Annotated in this window: 11 protein-coding genes; 4 read left to right on the top strand and 7 right to left on the bottom strand. The window is 44.1% G+C overall.

Features of this window, described 5'->3' with window-relative positions:
- Window positions 1-115: 115 nt before the first annotated feature.
- The 6 genes from A3860_RS16735 to A3860_RS16710 form a co-directional block, all read right to left on the bottom strand.
- Window positions 116-1237 (bottom strand): glycoside hydrolase family 18 protein, encoded by a 1122-nt coding sequence (locus A3860_RS16735; protein ID WP_081147881.1) that lies wholly within the window; start codon window positions 1235-1237, stop codon window positions 116-118.
- Between the two features lie 117 nt (window positions 1238-1354).
- The gene (locus A3860_RS16730) at window positions 1355-2386 is read right to left on the bottom strand and encodes a PorP/SprF family type IX secretion system membrane protein (protein ID WP_081147880.1); all 1032 of its coding nucleotides are present in this window, start codon (window positions 2384-2386) and stop codon (window positions 1355-1357) included.
- Between the two features lie 50 nt (window positions 2387-2436).
- Window positions 2437-7230: a PKD domain-containing protein gene (locus tag A3860_RS41875; RefSeq protein WP_158085278.1), complete on the bottom strand. Its 4794-nt coding sequence runs from the start codon at window positions 7228-7230 to the stop codon at window positions 2437-2439.
- A 233-nt stretch (window positions 7231-7463) separates the two neighbouring features.
- Window positions 7464-7898: a hypothetical protein gene (locus A3860_RS16720; protein ID WP_081147878.1), complete on the bottom strand. Its 435-nt coding sequence runs from the start codon at window positions 7896-7898 to the stop codon at window positions 7464-7466.
- 2 nt (window positions 7899-7900) lie between these two features.
- Complete coding sequence (locus A3860_RS16715; protein WP_081147877.1) at window positions 7901-8941, bottom strand: AAA family ATPase; 1041 nt, start codon at window positions 8939-8941, stop codon at window positions 7901-7903.
- 145 nt (window positions 8942-9086) lie between these two features.
- Complete coding sequence (locus tag A3860_RS16710) at window positions 9087-11312, bottom strand: aconitate hydratase (protein ID WP_262497311.1); 2226 nt, start codon at window positions 11310-11312, stop codon at window positions 9087-9089.
- Between the two features lie 159 nt (window positions 11313-11471).
- Between A3860_RS16710 and A3860_RS16705 the strand changes: the two genes are divergently transcribed.
- From A3860_RS16705 to A3860_RS16695, 3 genes are all read left to right on the top strand, one after another.
- The gene (locus A3860_RS16705) at window positions 11472-11693 is read left to right on the top strand and encodes a PspC domain-containing protein (protein WP_081147875.1); all 222 of its coding nucleotides are present in this window, start codon (window positions 11472-11474) and stop codon (window positions 11691-11693) included.
- 73 nt (window positions 11694-11766) lie between these two features.
- Window positions 11767-12795 carry a helix-turn-helix domain-containing protein gene (locus A3860_RS16700; protein WP_143774140.1) on the top strand — a complete coding sequence of 343 codons (1029 nt, stop codon included), beginning with the start codon at window positions 11767-11769 and terminating at the stop codon, window positions 12793-12795.
- 351 nt (window positions 12796-13146) lie between these two features.
- Window positions 13147-13932 carry a DUF4382 domain-containing protein gene (locus A3860_RS16695; protein WP_081147873.1) on the top strand — a complete coding sequence of 262 codons (786 nt, stop codon included), beginning with the start codon at window positions 13147-13149 and terminating at the stop codon, window positions 13930-13932.
- Window positions 13933-14182: 250 nt separating this feature from the next.
- Here A3860_RS16695 and kdsA read toward each other — a convergent pair whose 3' ends face one another.
- Window positions 14183-15004 (bottom strand): 3-deoxy-8-phosphooctulonate synthase, encoded by an 822-nt coding sequence (gene kdsA, locus A3860_RS16690; RefSeq protein ID WP_173820224.1) that lies wholly within the window; start codon window positions 15002-15004, stop codon window positions 14183-14185.
- 203 nt (window positions 15005-15207) lie between these two features.
- On the opposite strand from kdsA, the gene A3860_RS16685 reads away from it, so the two are divergent.
- On the top strand, window positions 15208-16155 hold the full coding sequence (locus A3860_RS16685) for an NAD-dependent epimerase/dehydratase family protein (RefSeq protein WP_081147872.1): 948 nt from the start codon (window positions 15208-15210) through the stop codon (window positions 16153-16155).
- Window positions 16156-16506: the final 351 nt, after the last annotated feature.

Genomic DNA, 16506 nt, shown 5'->3' with positions numbered 1-16506 from the left:
CAGGTTTCAGGTTACAAGGAACTTGTGACGCCCTGCAACCTGAAACCTGCAACCTGAAACTGTATTCCCATTATCACAACCTGTCCCGCTCTGCGGGATTATCAAATCATCACATTTACTTTCCTTTCTTCATCTTCTCCTCATAGATCACATCAAGCAACCCGCCGCTAAACGTATCTTCTCCCAGTTGCCAGAACATAATACCAGTGAGTTTTTTATCGCGGGCATACGCTGTTTTCAATCGCATGGAGTTAGTATCATCATAGGTCACAAACAGCTTTTGTTTGGCATTATACAACCAGGGCGCTTTGGCTATAGGGTCCCAGTGGTACACAAATCCGCTGTCGGGCGAAAACACTTTGGGAAATGCTTTGAAAGGAACGCCATTTCTGAATTTACAGGACTGGTACAAACCATTATTTACACTGTCAACGTTTTCAAAGATGCGTGCATAGAACGCCGCACCAATAACCAGTTTATTGCGGGGAATGCCTGCTGAGTCAAGGAAACGGACGGCATTGTCGGTCGATTCTTTTTGGAAAGGTGTAGAATATAAACCTGTATGATGACCGGTTACGGTACTGTAACCATTTATAAGATCGTAGGTCATTAAATTTACGAAGTCAACCACCGCCATTACTTTTTTCCATTCAATGGCTTCCTGCAGGTACTGGCTAAAGCCGCCGGCAGCAAAACTGATCACGTGCTGCGTGCCGATGGCCTTACGCAATTGTATTACCAGCTGGGTGAAATTGGGTTTGTCTTCCGGTACAAAGCGATGGCCGGGATAGCCTGAAATAGCGGGGTACTCCCAATCGAGGTCAATTCCATCAGCCTTGAAATAATCCAGTAAATGGTTTACCGATTGCGAAAACTCTTCGCGTCCTTTATCGGTTGAAAACACTTCGGAGCAGGTTTCACAACCGCCCCACCCACCGAGTGATAATAATACTTTTAATTGGGGATTCCGGCTCTTTAACGCAACCAGGCGTTGAATGGTGAGGGTATCGCCGGCATTGCCAACAACCAGTTGGTTGCCTTTTAAATGACAAAAGCTGAAGATGATGTGCGTCAGCTTTTCAGCCGCAAAACTATCAACCTGTGCTGCCTGGCCGGCATAATAGGCAATAACTGCCAGCGGTTGTTTTTTTACAGCGCTGCTCTTCGATTTGGATTGTGAAAAACTACAGGCACATATGCCAAGCAGAAACAGTATGTTCAATGTTACGCGGGTCATTTGATGGTGTTTTATATGTAATAGTGCTGCAATTACAGAAAATGTAATGTACAGACAAACACACATTTAATGATCACCACTCATAAAAAACCTACTTACGGGAACGAACAATGCCTGCTAAAACCGCGGACACATCACTTCATCGCGGGCTGAATTATTACGATCAAAGAACCCGATATACGATAAGGAAAGCTCAAACCCGCCCCTGCCCTGACTGGCAGTTTTCAGCTGCGACACGTTCACATCATAGCTCAGCGCCACTGACAATGATCGCATATCTACTTTTACAACAGGAATAAAAGCATCTTTCCAACGTAAGAAAGCGCCAAAATTCAGCACACAGTTGGCATCGTCAACAAAGCTGCCTGTATTATAAGAATATAACCCGCCGGCAATCGTTTCATTTACGGTACCCTGCCGGGAATGATCGGCATACATGGTAAAATAGGAAAAGTCGTCAACCTGCCATTTTACACCCGCCGAAAAAACATATTTCGGGTTCAATGCAGTAGTGGCATCGCGGTAAAAGGAAGTTTTTGGTTTATTTAAATGATGATATGCAGCGCCCAAAAACATCGTGTTCTGACCCGATTCACCAAAAGTAGTGTTATAGCTCATCCCTACAGAAGCATCCCAGGTATTAAAATTGGGGGTATTGAATGTTTCGCCCGTAGGTGCCGTTGGATTGTAATCGCCGTTGTATTGATTGTTAGTGGTCATCTTGGTTAAATCAATGCTCTTACGCACCAGGCCACCCATGAATCCCAATGATAAATACTCTACTTTTTCATCGCTTAATGATTTATGATAATTCAATGCCGGCAGTAATTGTGTGGTGGTGAGGCCAACGGTTCCAGCCTTATCATATAACATTTGCATACCGGTGGTAATAAAATCATTCGATGCACCCACCGGCATTTTATATTCTGCATTTAACGATCCTGTGCGATAGGCATTCGTAAAACTGTTCCACTGATCGCGGTACACACCCTGCACCCTGATGTCGCCGGTAAAGATACCCGCCAATGAAGGGTTGCGCAATAACGGCGCTTCAAAAAACTGGGAGAAGTGCAGGTCCTGTGCCCGCACAGGTAAAAATGATGCCACTAATAGCAGGCTGGCAAGGATTGTTTTGAATAGGGTTTTCATAGTCTGGATTATTGAAATTGGTTAGAATAACTTACGAACTTAAAAACTCTCTACCTGATCAGCGCCACGTTTCCTTTATAGGGAATAATGTTCGAATTATCACAATACAACTCTACGATATATACATACACATCGCTGTCGGCCGGCTTGCCATTGATCTTTCCATCCCAGCCTGATGCTGCATCATTGGCCATGAAATTCTGTTTTTCAAATACGGTTTGTCCCCACCGGTTGAACACCCTTAACGAATGCACCATGTTGATGCCTTTTCCGCGTACATAGAAAACATCGTTCATGCCATCGCCATTGGGTGAAAAAGTATTTGGGATGAACCAGTTGTTGCCGTTACAAACAGAAGTGATGGTAACATCATCCGAAGCAGTGCAACCACCCTGGTTACTGGCTGTAACGCGGTAGGTAACCGTACCCTGTACAGCAGCCATAGGTGTTGCACAATTCGTACAGCTTAACCCATTTGAAGGTGTCCAGGTCAGCTTGTTCACATCCTTCGAATAAGTGGCAGATAACGGAACAGCATTACCTGTATTCACGGTGGTATCGTTGCCTGCAAAAATGTATGGGATTGGATATACTTCCACTTTCACCTGGGCAGTATCGCTAAAGCAATGATCATTATCACGCCCGATAACAGTATATATTGTAGTGTTAGTTGGCGACGCTTTTGGCGTGGCCGTGTTTGTATTATTCAAACCCGAAGCAGGCAGCCATTGATACTGATCGGCGCCTGTAACGGCCAAACTGGTTTGCTCACCGGCGCAAATAGTATCCCCAGGCTGCACCTGCATGGTGAACGGTTGCCGTACCCGCACCTGTATGGTGTCGCTTTTTACGCAGCCATGGTTCGATACACCGGTTACAACATACGTAGTGCTGGCAGCCGGGTTAATGAGCGGTGTGGCACATTGCGTGCAGGAAATATCCGGTGTTGATTGCCAGGTATATTGCAGGGCGCCGGTTGGCTTCAACAACATCGGGGTGCCGCGGCATACAAACGTATCGGTACCTGCAAAGGTGTTGGGCAAAGGCCAGATGTTTACATCGTAGCGGGCCGTATCGTAACAGTAATCCTGGTAAATCGTTTGCAACTGTACCTGGTAACTATTGGCGGTAGTATACGTTTGCGTAACTGCATTCATGGCATCGGCAGTTTTTCCGTTCCCGAACACCCAGTGCTTTTGTAAATTGGCAGTATCGCCTGTAATAACAGCATTGAAGTTGAGTTTACCGGGCTCGCAGGCTTCCTTATCGCCCGTGATCGCCACTTTGGGTGTTTGGTATATTTGTACGGTGTCAATTAAATGGGCCACATCTTTACAACCATTGGCGGTGGTGACCATATGCAAAATAGTATTGGTAGAAGGCGCGCTGTTGAAATAATGTTTGGGATTGGCTTGTGTACTGAAAGTGCCATCGCCAAAATCCCAATATTGGCCGATGATATAATCGTTGGCAACCGATTTGTCGGTAAACTGAATAAAGCCGCTGTTACAGATCCTGTAAGTATCCATATTTACTTTGGCAGTTACGCCAATGACGTTGATGGTATCTTTTCCGGTAACAGGCACCTGGCAGCCATTGCTATCGACCAGGATCATTCGCGGTATAAATTTGCCGGCCAGTTCGTAGGTATACTGTGTTGAATTGGTGGTGGTGGTAACCGTGTTCCCATCATTGAAATCCCAGATGTATGATTTAATGTCGTTTCCACTGCCACTGAACTGTACGGTCAGCGGTATACAACCTGTTGTGGGAACATAATTGAATACACCCTTCGGACCTTTTACAATCACCTTCCGCTGCATAGTGGCTATGCAACCGCCGGGCGCTACAATTGTTTGTGTTACCGTGTAGCTGCCGGGAAAGTTATAGAAGTGAATGGGATCCACAAGCGTCGATGTTGAGCCATCGCCGAAATCCCAACCGAGCGTAACATAATTTTTTGCTTCGCTTGTAAACTTCACTTCCAGGGGCGGACAGCTTCCAACTGAATCAGACATGGTAAAACCGGCCACCGGTGTTACGATGTTTATATAAGCAGTACGTTTAACCGAATCGCGGCAGCCAACCGGATCATAGATCAACAGGTTCACTGTATACGAACCATCCTGCGCGTATTGATAAGTGGGCGCCATTGGGGTAGCAGTAGTACCATCGCCAAAATCCCATACATACTGCAGGTTTTCGCCGGTTGAGGTGTTCGAAAAATTAACCGGTTTGCCGGGGCAGCTGCTGGTATCGGCCGAAGTAAACGAAGCTCGTGGGTTCGAAATACTGATAGCAGCCGCCTGCGATACGTTATCGGTACAACCTTTGCTATCTGTGATCCGCATCGATACGGTATAGGTTCCACCATTATCGTACTGGTGAGTGAACGATGGGGTTGAATAGGTATCTTCTTTTCCGTCGCCATACACCATCACCCATTTTACAATGGGATGTATTCCGTCGGTAACCGACATATCGTGGAAGGTAGCCGTATTACTGATACAGATCTTTTGCTGGTCAGCTGCAAAAGAGGCATCGGGTCCGTTAACCCTGATGTATTGTTGTTTAACAGTTGAGTCAACACAACCATTTATATCAGTATAAACAAGTGATACAGTATACCAGCCCGGGTGGTTGTAGGTATGGGTAACCTTGCGGGGAATGGCGCTGGTAGAACCGTCACCAAAATACCATACTAAACTACTGATACTGGCAGTATCATAATTATTCATGGTAAAAGCGATCGCCTCGCCTTTACAAATTTCTTTTTTATCAGCGTCAAAATCAGGATGCTCGTCGGCAATAACCACATTTTGCACCATACTGTCTACACAGCCATCATGGGTAACGATCAACCGTACCCGGTAAGTTCCTTTTGCAGCATAACTGTGAGCGGGTGATTTACTATCGCTGGTGCTTCCATCGCCCAGGTCCCAATGCCAGGTTTGTGCGCCAATTGAATTATCAATGAAACTCCGGGTGTATTTATCGGCACAATCAAGTGTGGTCCTGAAACTGGCAACAGGCGGATTGATATGCACAAAATCATTTTTGACAATTGTATCAGCGCAACCCTTGTTTGTAACGATCAGGGTCACTGAATGATATCCTGAATCATTGAATTGATAGGAAGGACTCATTTGTGAAGAATAGCCACCATCGCCAAAATTCCACAGCCACTGATCACCAGCCGGTACGCTTTGGTTGGTAAACTGAATTGCCTGGCTGCGGCATACATCGCGCTGGTTTGCCGTGAAGTCAGCCTTTGGGTGCGGAGCAGTTTGAACGGCGTTGGGCATTACAATTGAATCGGTACATCCGCCGGCCGTAGTGATCACCAGCTTTACGGTATAACTTCCTTCAGTTGTATAGGTTTTTACCGGCGCCATATGGGTTGAACCGGTGCCATCGCCAAAATCCCAGTTATAAGCCACTATATTATCCTGCACATCAATATTGGCAGTGAAGGGAACGGTGAAGGGTAAACAGCCTTTTACCGGCAGGTTATTGAGCTGTACACGGGGCCGTTTTATTTGTATGAAGTCCTGTTTAACAATAGAATCAGCGCAACCATTGCTACCTGTTACGATCAGTTTTACCGTATAAATGCCAAAAGTGGTATACACATGCTTGGGATTGGCATTAGTGCTGGTGCTGCCATCGCCAAAATCCCAATGCCAGCCTGTACTTCCTGCTGTTGTATTGGTAAACTGGATCGTTGCCGGCACACTGCACGAATAAGTGCTGCTGCTGGTAAATGAAGCTACCGGTTTGGGTTGAACCGTAATGGGTTGGCTCATAGAATCGGGACAGGCGGCAAAATTATTTACCAGCTTTACGGTATAGGTTCCGGCTGCTGCATAGCTTTTCAGCGGACTGGCTTCTGTAGATTTACTGCCATCGCCAAAGTCCCAATTTACAGAACCGGGTACCGGTGTTGAGGTATTGACAGGGAAAAATGATTCGCCCGCACAAACGCTCGCGGGTATGTTGAACTGGGTCTTTGTGCTTCCCAATACAATTAAATTCGTTTTACGCAAGGTATCGCGACAGCCTGAACTGGTTACAGCAATAAGGGTAACCGTGTAGGCGCCATTTGAAACATATTTGTGCCGGGGGCTTTTACTGGCGGATGTTTGCCCATCACCAAAATCCCATACATAGGATACTGTACCTGCTTCTACAGATTTGTTGGTAAAATCAATATCGAGCGGTGCATTACAACTGTTCTGCGCAGGTGTATAATCAAAATCAACCAGCACTCCCGATGTTATTTGAACATGCTGTGATTTACTAAAGCTGTTGCTGCAACCTTTATCGCTGGTAACTTTCAGGGTAACCGAGAAATTACCGGTACCAGTATACGTATGCTTTGGGTTTTGCGTCATTGACGTATTACCATCGCCAAAATCCCAATGCCAGCTGTTAATGACGCCATCGGTAACCGTGCTATTATCGGTAAAGGTTACCGGAAAAGGAAAACAACCAACAGAATCAGAGGTAATAAAACCGGCTACCGGGTTATCGTATACGGTAATTAATTGTTGCTTTACTATAGAGTCGGCGCCGGTTGCATTTTTTACTACCAGCTTTACGGTATAGGTACCGGGCGTAAAATAAACAGAAGAAGGGTTTTGGAACAATGAAATGGTGCCATTGCCGAGGTCCCACCGCCAACTGCTTGGGTTACCGGTTGATTCGTCATGAAACTGTACTACCAGGGGAGAACATCCGGCAATAGTAGTAGCAGAAAACGCAGCTTTCACCTGTGCGTTCACCCGGGTAAATGAAAGCAGCACAGCAGCCAGGACAAACAATTGGGTTAAATGGTTTTTCATTTGGATTGATGATAGGTGAAACAAATCTCGCCCTATCATTTGTATCCATATGCGGGAAACAGGCTTGTATTTGGAAGATTAGGAGCTAACCCTTATACACAAAGATTATTTATTCTATAACATTTATGCAGTAGGCTTTTACATGGTGTTTGAAATGGCAGGCCGGAAGAGTGGAGGAATTAAAATAAGCAAGATCGAAATAAGGGTATCTGTAAGGGATATTTATAATAACTCTAAATGGTTTCTTTTAATTCAGGTTTGGATGCAATTATAAGATCGCCGCCAAATTGTTTTACTTTTTCATCAAGCTTTGCTCTTCGTGACTTTATATTTGGAGTCACCCGCGTACCTACAATCCTTGCATAAATTTTATGTTCATGAAACGACTTATAAAGAATATCAATAGAATTCAGTATCTGGCTTATTGCTTTATTTAAGTCAGTTCCTTTAAGTTCTATAAAATAGGCAGCGCATTCCTGATTTTTGTCAACAAGAAAAAGATAATCGCATTTTTGTTCATAATTATCTTTAATTAGACAAGCATCCACCTTAAAGACAGCAAACTCAAATCCCGAATCATTGATTAGACGAAAGATTTTTCCTTTTTCTGAAACTGTGCAATTCCTTTTATTACCTAAAAATTCGCGGCATTCGCTATTTAATCTCATTATTATTTCCTTTGAGCAAATTTCAAATCCATAATTTTATCATATTCCTGGTTAAGGATTTCTGATATCTTATCAATTTCCTCGGCTCTTATTTGCCTGTTTTCCTCGTCTATAATTGAACGGACTGTTCCGTTTTCTACTAGCCAGGCGCCAACATCGGAAGGGTTGAGCCATAATTTTTTTGGCACAATATCATTTACATCTTCATTTATTTGTCCTACCTGGTATGCATAAATGAGGTTATTTACAGTAGTTAGCGTATATGGGCTATGGGTAGTAATAGTTAAATGATAATTCAATGGGGTTATTATATCCAAAATAAATTTGAGAAGCTCAGTTTGTGAGGATGGGAAAAGGGATAACTCTGGCTCCTCAATAGCAATAGAAATATCTTTTGCTGTCTTTCCTCCTGCTTTTTCTGCTAAAAAACGAATGGCGAGCAATAACGGTAGCGTTGATTGTATTCCATTGGAACTTTCACTCAACCTAATTATTCTTCCATTTTTTAATTTTACTTTATCAATATTGTCATCATAGTAATAAGTAACCCCATCTAAAAAATCAACGGTTTGTTCCTTAATTAATTTACGGGCATTTTGAAATAATATTCCAAAATCAGTAATATACTTTTGAATAAAAATATTCTCTCTGATGAACAGAAAAGTGTTTTCTGAAATAAGCGGCACCAACACCCTTTCGGCTGGAATATAAACTGAATCAGGAAGGGTATAATAAGTAGCCCTATCTTCCCTTAGCATGGATAAACCCGAATTACCAATTTTGAACTTCCCATTTGGTGTTACCAGACTAATCTCTGTATCTTCTTTAAAAAAACTGGCAAGCCCATAATCATCCTCAAGTTTTTTTACAAACTCAGTTTCAACCCAATCAGCTTTCATTTTTTTATAATTTCTGAAAGCGCTGATAACCTTTGCTATAGTGCTTTTCCCGCTTCCCTGGGACCCTATAAAAACATTGATCCGTTTTAGATCAATGTCAGCCTTCTTAATTGGCCCCAAATTTCTTATGCTTAAGGTTTCCATAGTCAATCTAAAACTAAATAATTTAGTACAATTTATAATATTTCTTCTACACTTTTCTTAATTTCTTGACCAACGACAAGTCTATAAATAAAAAAGCTATCCCGATAGTTAGGGACAGCCTTTTACTATTCATATCTATAATATATTACCCTTTCGCAAACTGTGAACGGATCACATTCAACGCACCACCTGCTTTAAACCACTCGATCTGTTGTTTATTATAGGTATGGTTCAACGTTATCTGGTCTTTGCTGCCATCTTTATGGTTCAGCACCATGGTCAATGGTTTGCCTGGCGCAAAAGATCCCAGTCCAACGATATCGATGCTATCGTCTTCCTGTACTTTATCGTAATCTTCTTTGTTGGCAAAGGTCAATGCCAGCATACCCTGTTTTTTCAGGTTGGTTTCGTGAATACGGGCAAAGCTTCTTACCACAATGGCGCGAACGCCGAGGTGGCGGGGTTCCATTGCAGCGTGCTCGCGGCTTGAACCTTCACCATAGTTCTCATCACCTACAACCACAGAACCGATACCGGCTGCTTTGTAAGCGCGTTGGGTAGCAGGAACTGCTCCGTATTCGCCGGTGAGCTGGTTCTTTACTTTATCGGTTTCTTCATTAAAGAAGTTAACGGCGCCGATAAGCATGTTGTTACTGATATTATCGAGGTGGCCACGGAATTTTAACCAGGGGCCAGCCATAGAGATATGGTCAGTGGTACATTTGCCTTTTGCTTTGATCAGCAGTTTCAAACCTTTGAGGTCAGTGCCTTCCCAGGCGGCAAATGGTGCCAGCAATTGCAGACGCTGTGAGTCGCCAGCCACTTTTACCTGTACACCGCTACCATCTGCAGCAGGCGCCTGATAACCGGCATCTTCTACAGAAAAACCTTTAGGCGGTAATTCAGCACCGGTAGGCTCATCGAGCATTACTTCTTTACCGTCTTCGTTCTTCAATTTATCTTTTAACGGGTTGAAGGTTAAGTCACCCGCAATAGCGAAGGCAGTTACAATTTCAGGAGAAGCTACAAACGCGTGCGTAGAAGCCAGACCATCATTACGTTTTGCAAAGTTGCGGTTGAACGAAGTGATGATCGAGTTCTTGCGTTTGGGATCATCGATGTGACGGGCCCATTGACCAATGCAGGGTCCGCAGGCATTTGCCAGCACTACACCGCCGATCTTGTAGAAGGTATCGAGGAAACCATCTCTTTCAATGGTAAAACGAACAACTTCAGAACCGGGGGTGATGGTGAATTCTGCTTTAGCTTTCAGATTTTTATCAACGGCCTGTTTTGCCAGTGAAGCAGAACGGCTGATATCTTCATAGGAAGAGTTGGTGCAGGAACCGATCAGGGCTACTTCCAGTTTCGCAGGCCAGTCATTTGATTTTACGGCTTCAGCGAATTTAGAAATAGGCCATGCCAGGTCTGGCGTGAAAGGCCCGTTTACATATGGTTCCAGTTCATCGAGATTGATCTCGATTAACTGATCGTAGTATTTAGCGGCGTCGGCGTATACTTCTTCATCAGGACGCAGGTGTTCTTTGATCTGGGTAGCCAGGTAAGCCACTTCTTCGCGGCCGGTAGCACTCAGGTAAGTGGCCATCTTATCATCATAGGCGAACAAAGAGCAGGTAGCTCCTATTTCGGCACCCATGTTACAGATAGTAGCTTTACCGGTAGCGCTCAGGCTGTCGGCGCCTTCGCCAAAATATTCAACAATAGCGCCGGTACCACCTTTTACAGTTAAAATACCAGCCACTTTCAGGATCACGTCCTTGGCTGCCGTCCAACCACTCATTTTGCCGGTTAATTTAACACCGATGAGTTTGGGCATTTTCAGCTCCCAGGGCAGGCCGGCCATAACGTCAACGGCATCAGCGCCCCCAACTCCAATGGCGATCATCCCTAAACCACCGGCATTGGGGGTGTGAGAGTCGGTACCGATCATCATACCACCGGGGAAGGCATAGTTTTCCAAAACAACCTGGTGAATGATACCAGCGCCGGGTTTCCAGAAACCAATACCATATTTATTGGAAATAGAGGCCAGGAATTCGTATACTTCTTTATTTACTTCGTTTGCGGTTTTCAGGTCTTCCTGAGCACCGGTCTTGGCTTGAATCAGGTGATCACAATGCACGGTTGATGGAACGGCCACTTTTGCACGCCCGCAGGTCATAAACTGTAATAACGCCATTTGCGCCGTAGCGTCCTGCATGGCAACTCGGTCGGGCGTGAAATCTACGTAGTCAACCCCACGATCATATGCTTTTTCTGCCGGAACGAACAGGTGGGCATATAATATTTTTTCTGCTAATGTAAGGGGACGGCCTACCAGTTTACGCGCTTCAGCGACCTTCTCGGGCATTGCGGCGTAAACCTTTTTGATTAAGTCCAGATCAAAAACCATGATTTTTCGTTTAAGAGGTGATTAAACGTATAAAAAAGTTTGCCAAAGTTACCTAAAAAAGGGGTAGGGTGAAATTGTAGACTTGCACATTTTTGCCGAATGTTTTAATTTAGAGCCATGAACCGGTTCAGGTATTTCATAGAATGGCAGGCTTTTGGCGTATGCTCGGCTATTGGCGAGCGCCTCGGCATTGCCACATCCCGCATTCGTACCTGGTTTATTTATGTATCCTTTCTTACGATGGGTTCTCCGCTTATTATTTATTTCATTCTGGCATTTTGGATGAATATTAAACGGTACATTTTTTCACTGCGCCGTAACCCCCTGAAATATCAGTAAAAACCTTTGATTCCTGATCTGTTACCAGCGCCCGGCACCTGCTGTGCCCGGGGAGAGTATGTAATTTGAATTTGTGTGTGAACATAAAGGAGGGAATGTGTTTGAATTTGATTATACTGATACCAATTACGAACAATTGGTGCATGCCATGGCCGATGCCTTAAAGATACCGGCGCATCACGACCAATTGTTTTTTCCCGAAGCTACCGCAACTGGCAGTTTTCGTCACCTGCATGTCCCCAATGGATTGCATGCCTATATTATGGATTGCACCCTGCACCAGGACTGGCATATACAGGTTAATAATGCTGCTGAAGAATATTATACCCTGCGTTTTGATGAACTGGCCATTCCGCAATCACTCACCATTTCTGTGGCCGAGGAAAAGATCAGGGGAAAGAATACGAATAAAGCGCTGGCCTACCTCACCAGTTCGCGATATAACTGGGCGTATGAAGGCACAGCGGGCTGCAACTGGAAAGGACTGCAAATTATCTTCAGTAAGCATTGGCTGGCCCAGTATTTTGAAGTGGAACGGGTTGAAGAAGTGCTTACCGCCTATATTTCATTGAAAGCCGAGAGTATTAATATTGTTCCGCTCGATGCCCGCTATCGCCGGTGGATAAAGACCATTTGCCATGTAGAGGAAAGCAATCCACTGCGAACGACCATTTTGCAAAACCGTATGATGCTGTTGATAGAACGGTTCTTCTCGAGCCTGTTCGAAAAAATGAGCAATCCGGCATACCGGTTACCGCTAACGCATGAAGATATTGCCCGGGTTATGCATATTGAACGGCTGTTAACAAGGAATGTACTGCAAACGCCGCCTTCTATTCAACAACTGGCCAAGATCGCTGCCATAAGCGAATCGAAGCTGAAGAAGGATTTCAAGACCATGTACAGCTTTCCCATCTATGAATATTTTCAAAAAGCCCGCATGCATGCGGCGCAGGATAAATTGTTAACCGGTAAATTTTCTGTAAAGGAAGTAGCCATGGAACTGGGCTACTCGAACCTGAGCAATTTCACCATCGCATTTAAAAAAGAGTTTGGCATTTTGCCCAGTCAGCTGCTCTCACAAAAGAAGGTTTCTCATTAAAGTGTCGACCTTACAATTTTTTCCGTGTAACTGTCAAAATTGTTTATGAAATGTTAAATTCCCTCCATAAAAGAAACTAAACTCTTTCCGGTTACTGTTATGACTATATTAGATACCTCATAGTAAACTTCCGGTACAATTTTCCGTATATCTATCATTACCAATATAATTATTCACCCCGTTTTTTAATCCAATATTAGATGCAAAAAAATGTTTATAAATATTTTTTTGTATTGCAATTCCTTTGAAAAACAATTTCTTGCAGCTCCCTTTGGGAGCTTTTTTCATATTACGTTTTTATGTGTGGTATAGTTTTGGTTCCTTAGCGTTTATATTAAATTTTGACACGCTATGAAATCCAACGTTCTCAAGTCCCTAATCGTGTTTTTACTGTTTACCTCTGCCCTCATTTCCTGTTCTGAGAAAGATTCCGGTGACAAAGCAAAACTGGAAATTCGCATGACAGACGATCCTGCAGCTTTTGATGCGGTTTATATTGACCTGAAAGATGTACAGATCAATGTAACCGGTGATGACGACAAAGGCTGGCAATCGTTACCAGGTGTACATGCTGGTATTTACAACCTGCTCGACCTGGTGAATGACAAAGACACCCTGCTGGTGAATGCCGATATTCCGAGCGGCAAACTGCACCAGATCCGTTTGGTCCTGGGTACAAACAATTCCATTGTTGCCAATGGCGTAACCATTCCGCTTGAAACGCCCAGCGCGCAACAAAGCGGTTTAAAGCTGAACGTTCAGCAGAATGTAACTGGCGGTATCCTGTATACGATGGTGCTCGATTTCGATGCCGGCCGTTCAATTGTATCAACCGGCAATGGCAAATTCATTCTGAAACCGGTTATCCGCACCGTATTGAATGCGGTAGGCGGCAGTATCAAAGGGGCGGTAACGCCTAAAACAGTGCTTACCGCTGTGTATGCGATCAATGGTACCGATACCATGAGCACATTTACCGACTTAAATGGTGGCTATTTGATCAAAGGAGTTCCTGCAGCTTCTTACACAATGAAGTACTATCCCACAGACACAACGTACAAATCGCAAACTAAAACAGGCATTGTTGTAACTACCGGCAATGTTACCATTGTTGATACGGTTCGTTTAATGAAGTAATGATGGTCAATGGTGAATGGTCAATGGTCAATAATTCTTAGGCCAGCTCACTACGAATCTCAAACTTCTCTAAAACTAAATAATAAAGTGCCCTTAGTTCGAGTATAACTTCAGGAGGTTATCTCTTACTAAGGGCACTTTCTTTTATAAAAATCGTGAGGTTAAATTCAATGATTACGCTCGAAAATCAGAAACCCATTCACCATTAACCCCGCCCGGATGACCGGTCGGACGGGCATTCACCATTCACCTATACCACTGCCTTTCTGATCTTCACTAACTTTTGCAACAAACCTTCGAGCAGATCGAGCTTCAGCATATTTGCCCCATCGCTTTTTGCTACTGCAGGGTTGGGATGTGTTTCAATGAACAATCCATCGGCGCCGGTTGCAATAGCAGCACTGGCAATAGTACCGATCAGTTGGGGATTACCGCCTGTTACTCCTGTGGTTTGATTGGGTTGCTGCAAACTATGCGTGCAATCCATGATCACCGGCACCCCGTGCTCTTTCATCCAGGTTATATTGCGGTAATCAACCACCAGGTCCTGGTAGCCAAAGGTATTACCACGCTCGGTGAGCATTACATTTTCATTGCCGGCTTTTACTATTTTCTCTACAGCGAATTTCATGGAAGGGCCGCTTACAAATTGTCCCTTCTTTACATTCACAATTTTACCGGTTTCTGCAGCGGCTATCAGCAGATCGGTTTGACGGCACAAAAAGGCGGGTATCTGTAAAATATCGGCATATTGTGCTGCCATGGCCGCTTCTTCATGCGCATGAATGTCGGTAGTTACCGGCACTTTGTAGGTTTTACCGGTTTTTTGCAACAGAGCCAGCCCGTTTTCATCGCCCACGCCGGTAAAAGAAGTAGCGCTGGTGCGATTAGCCTTGCGGTACGAGGCTTTAAAAATATAAGGAATGCCCAGGTTGCGGCAAATGGTGGATACCTTCTCTCCTACTTCCAGCAACAATTCTTCACTTTCCACTACACAGGGGCCAGCAATCAAAAAGAAGTTTGTTGTATCGTATTGCTGGTTGGCAAAAAGATCAGTAAGCATTTTTTTCATGGCGCAAAGGTAAACTAATGTGATAATTTGATAATTAGCTAATTTGATAACCAGTTCTCGTGGTTTGGGCCGGCCATAAAAAGCTTAACCAACTAATAATCAATCAGTTTTAATTACCGCAATCGTGTACATACTCAAATTTGCCTATTTGATCTTTTGTTCATTCTTTTGCGGCTATTACAAAAACTAACTATCGTTAATACATGATTAGAGAAAGAATACTCGTAATTGGCGCTTCGGGCCAAATTGGTGTTGAATTAACCCTGGCCCTGCGCAAGATCTATGGCAATAATAATGTCGTTGCCTCTGACCTGCGCGAAGAGAATGACCTGCTTAAAGGCACCGGTCCGTACGTAAGCCTCGATGTAATGAACAAGGAAATGTTGCACGTACAGGTGATCAGGCAGAACATTACCCAGATCTATCTGCTGGCCGCCATTCTTTCAGCAACCGGTGAAAAAAATCCCAACCTCGCCTGGCATTTGAATATGCAGGGTTTGCTGAACGTACTCGATATTGCCCGGGAAGAAAAAATATACAAAGTATACTGGCCCAGCAGTATTGCCGTGTTTGGTCCTACATCGCCCAAACAAAACTGTCCGCAGCAAACCATTATTGAACCCATCACCGTGTATGGCATCAGCAAATATGCCGGCGAATTCTGGTGCAATTATTATCACCAGCGTTTCCATGTTGACGTACGCAGCCTCCGCTACCCGGGTTTGATCTCTTATAAATCTGCCCCCGGCGGCGGCACCACCGATTACGCCATCGAGATCTTCCATGAAGCGCTGGAAGAAAAAAAGTATCAGTGCTTTTTGAACGAAGATACCTATCTGCCCATGATGTATATGCCCGATGCTATTAAAGCAACCATCGAGCTTATGGAAGCACCGGCGGCAAATATCTCCATTCGCACTTCCTATAACATTTCGGCAATGAGTTTCTCACCCAAAGAAATTGCAGCTGCCATAAAGAATTATATCCCTGAATTCAACATCAGTTATGAGCCCGACTACCGGCAAACCATAGCTGATAGCTGGCCGCAAAGTATTGATGATTCTGTAGCCCGCAACGACTGGGGCTGGAAACATGAATACGACCTCTTGAAAATGACAAAGGATATGCTGGAAAATTTGCGCAATACCTGATTGACGCTTATGCGTTTACGCGTTACGGTTTGACGCACGCCCCCTTCCGGGTCATATTTTTTTGGTTTTACAGGAATTGTTATTATATTGTCAGAGCAATTCTCCTGACATTATAAACTGTTTCTGCGTGGCCGGTTTTATGGTCCCTGATGTAGCAAACTTTCTATAGCAATAGATCAGCAATTCTTACAACTAAGGTTGTAGCAATTCTATAGTATTATTCCTTTTTGTTAAAAAGGTGCAAAATAATTCATGGGTTTTCTTTGGGCATTTAGTGCTATGTGTTGTCACCGGGGCTGTTTCAAAAAAATGAAGCAGCCCCAATCTTTTGTAAGGCATTAATGCAGTAAA

The organism is Niastella vici (genome assembly GCF_002077945.1).
In the GTDB taxonomy this organism is placed as follows: domain Bacteria; phylum Bacteroidota; class Bacteroidia; order Chitinophagales; family Chitinophagaceae; genus Niastella; species Niastella vici.
The sequence above is the reverse complement of the archived record's forward strand: the minus strand, read 5'-3'. Positions and strand labels throughout refer to the sequence as shown.

What these genes read in the sequence shown, in the direction of transcription:
- A3860_RS41875 (WP_158085278.1), bottom strand. Translation starts at nt 7,230, where the DNA reads ATGAAAAACCATTTAACCCAATTGTTTGTCCTGGCTGCTGTGCTGCTT.
- A3860_RS16730 (WP_081147880.1), bottom strand. Translation starts at nt 2,386, where the DNA reads ATGAAAACCCTATTCAAAACAATCCTTGCCAGCCTGCTATTAGTGGCA.
- kdsA (WP_173820224.1), bottom strand. Translation starts at nt 15,004, where the DNA reads ATGAAAAAAATGCTTACTGATCTTTTTGCCAACCAGCAATACGATACA.
- A3860_RS16735 (WP_081147881.1), bottom strand. Translation starts at nt 1,237, where the DNA reads ATGACCCGCGTAACATTGAACATACTGTTTCTGCTTGGCATATGTGCC.
- A3860_RS16685 (WP_081147872.1), top strand. Translation starts at nt 15,208, where the DNA reads ATGATTAGAGAAAGAATACTCGTAATTGGCGCTTCGGGCCAAATTGGT.
- A3860_RS16720 (WP_081147878.1), bottom strand. Translation starts at nt 7,898, where the DNA reads ATGAGATTAAATAGCGAATGCCGCGAATTTTTAGGTAATAAAAGGAAT.
- A3860_RS16715 (WP_081147877.1), bottom strand. Translation starts at nt 8,941, where the DNA reads ATGGAAACCTTAAGCATAAGAAATTTGGGGCCAATTAAGAAGGCTGAC.
- A3860_RS16710 (WP_262497311.1), bottom strand. Translation starts at nt 11,312, where the DNA reads ATGCCCGAGAAGGTCGCTGAAGCGCGTAAACTGGTAGGCCGTCCCCTT.
- A3860_RS16705 (WP_081147875.1), top strand. Translation starts at nt 11,472, where the DNA reads ATGAACCGGTTCAGGTATTTCATAGAATGGCAGGCTTTTGGCGTATGC.
- A3860_RS16695 (WP_081147873.1), top strand. Translation starts at nt 13,147, where the DNA reads ATGAAATCCAACGTTCTCAAGTCCCTAATCGTGTTTTTACTGTTTACC.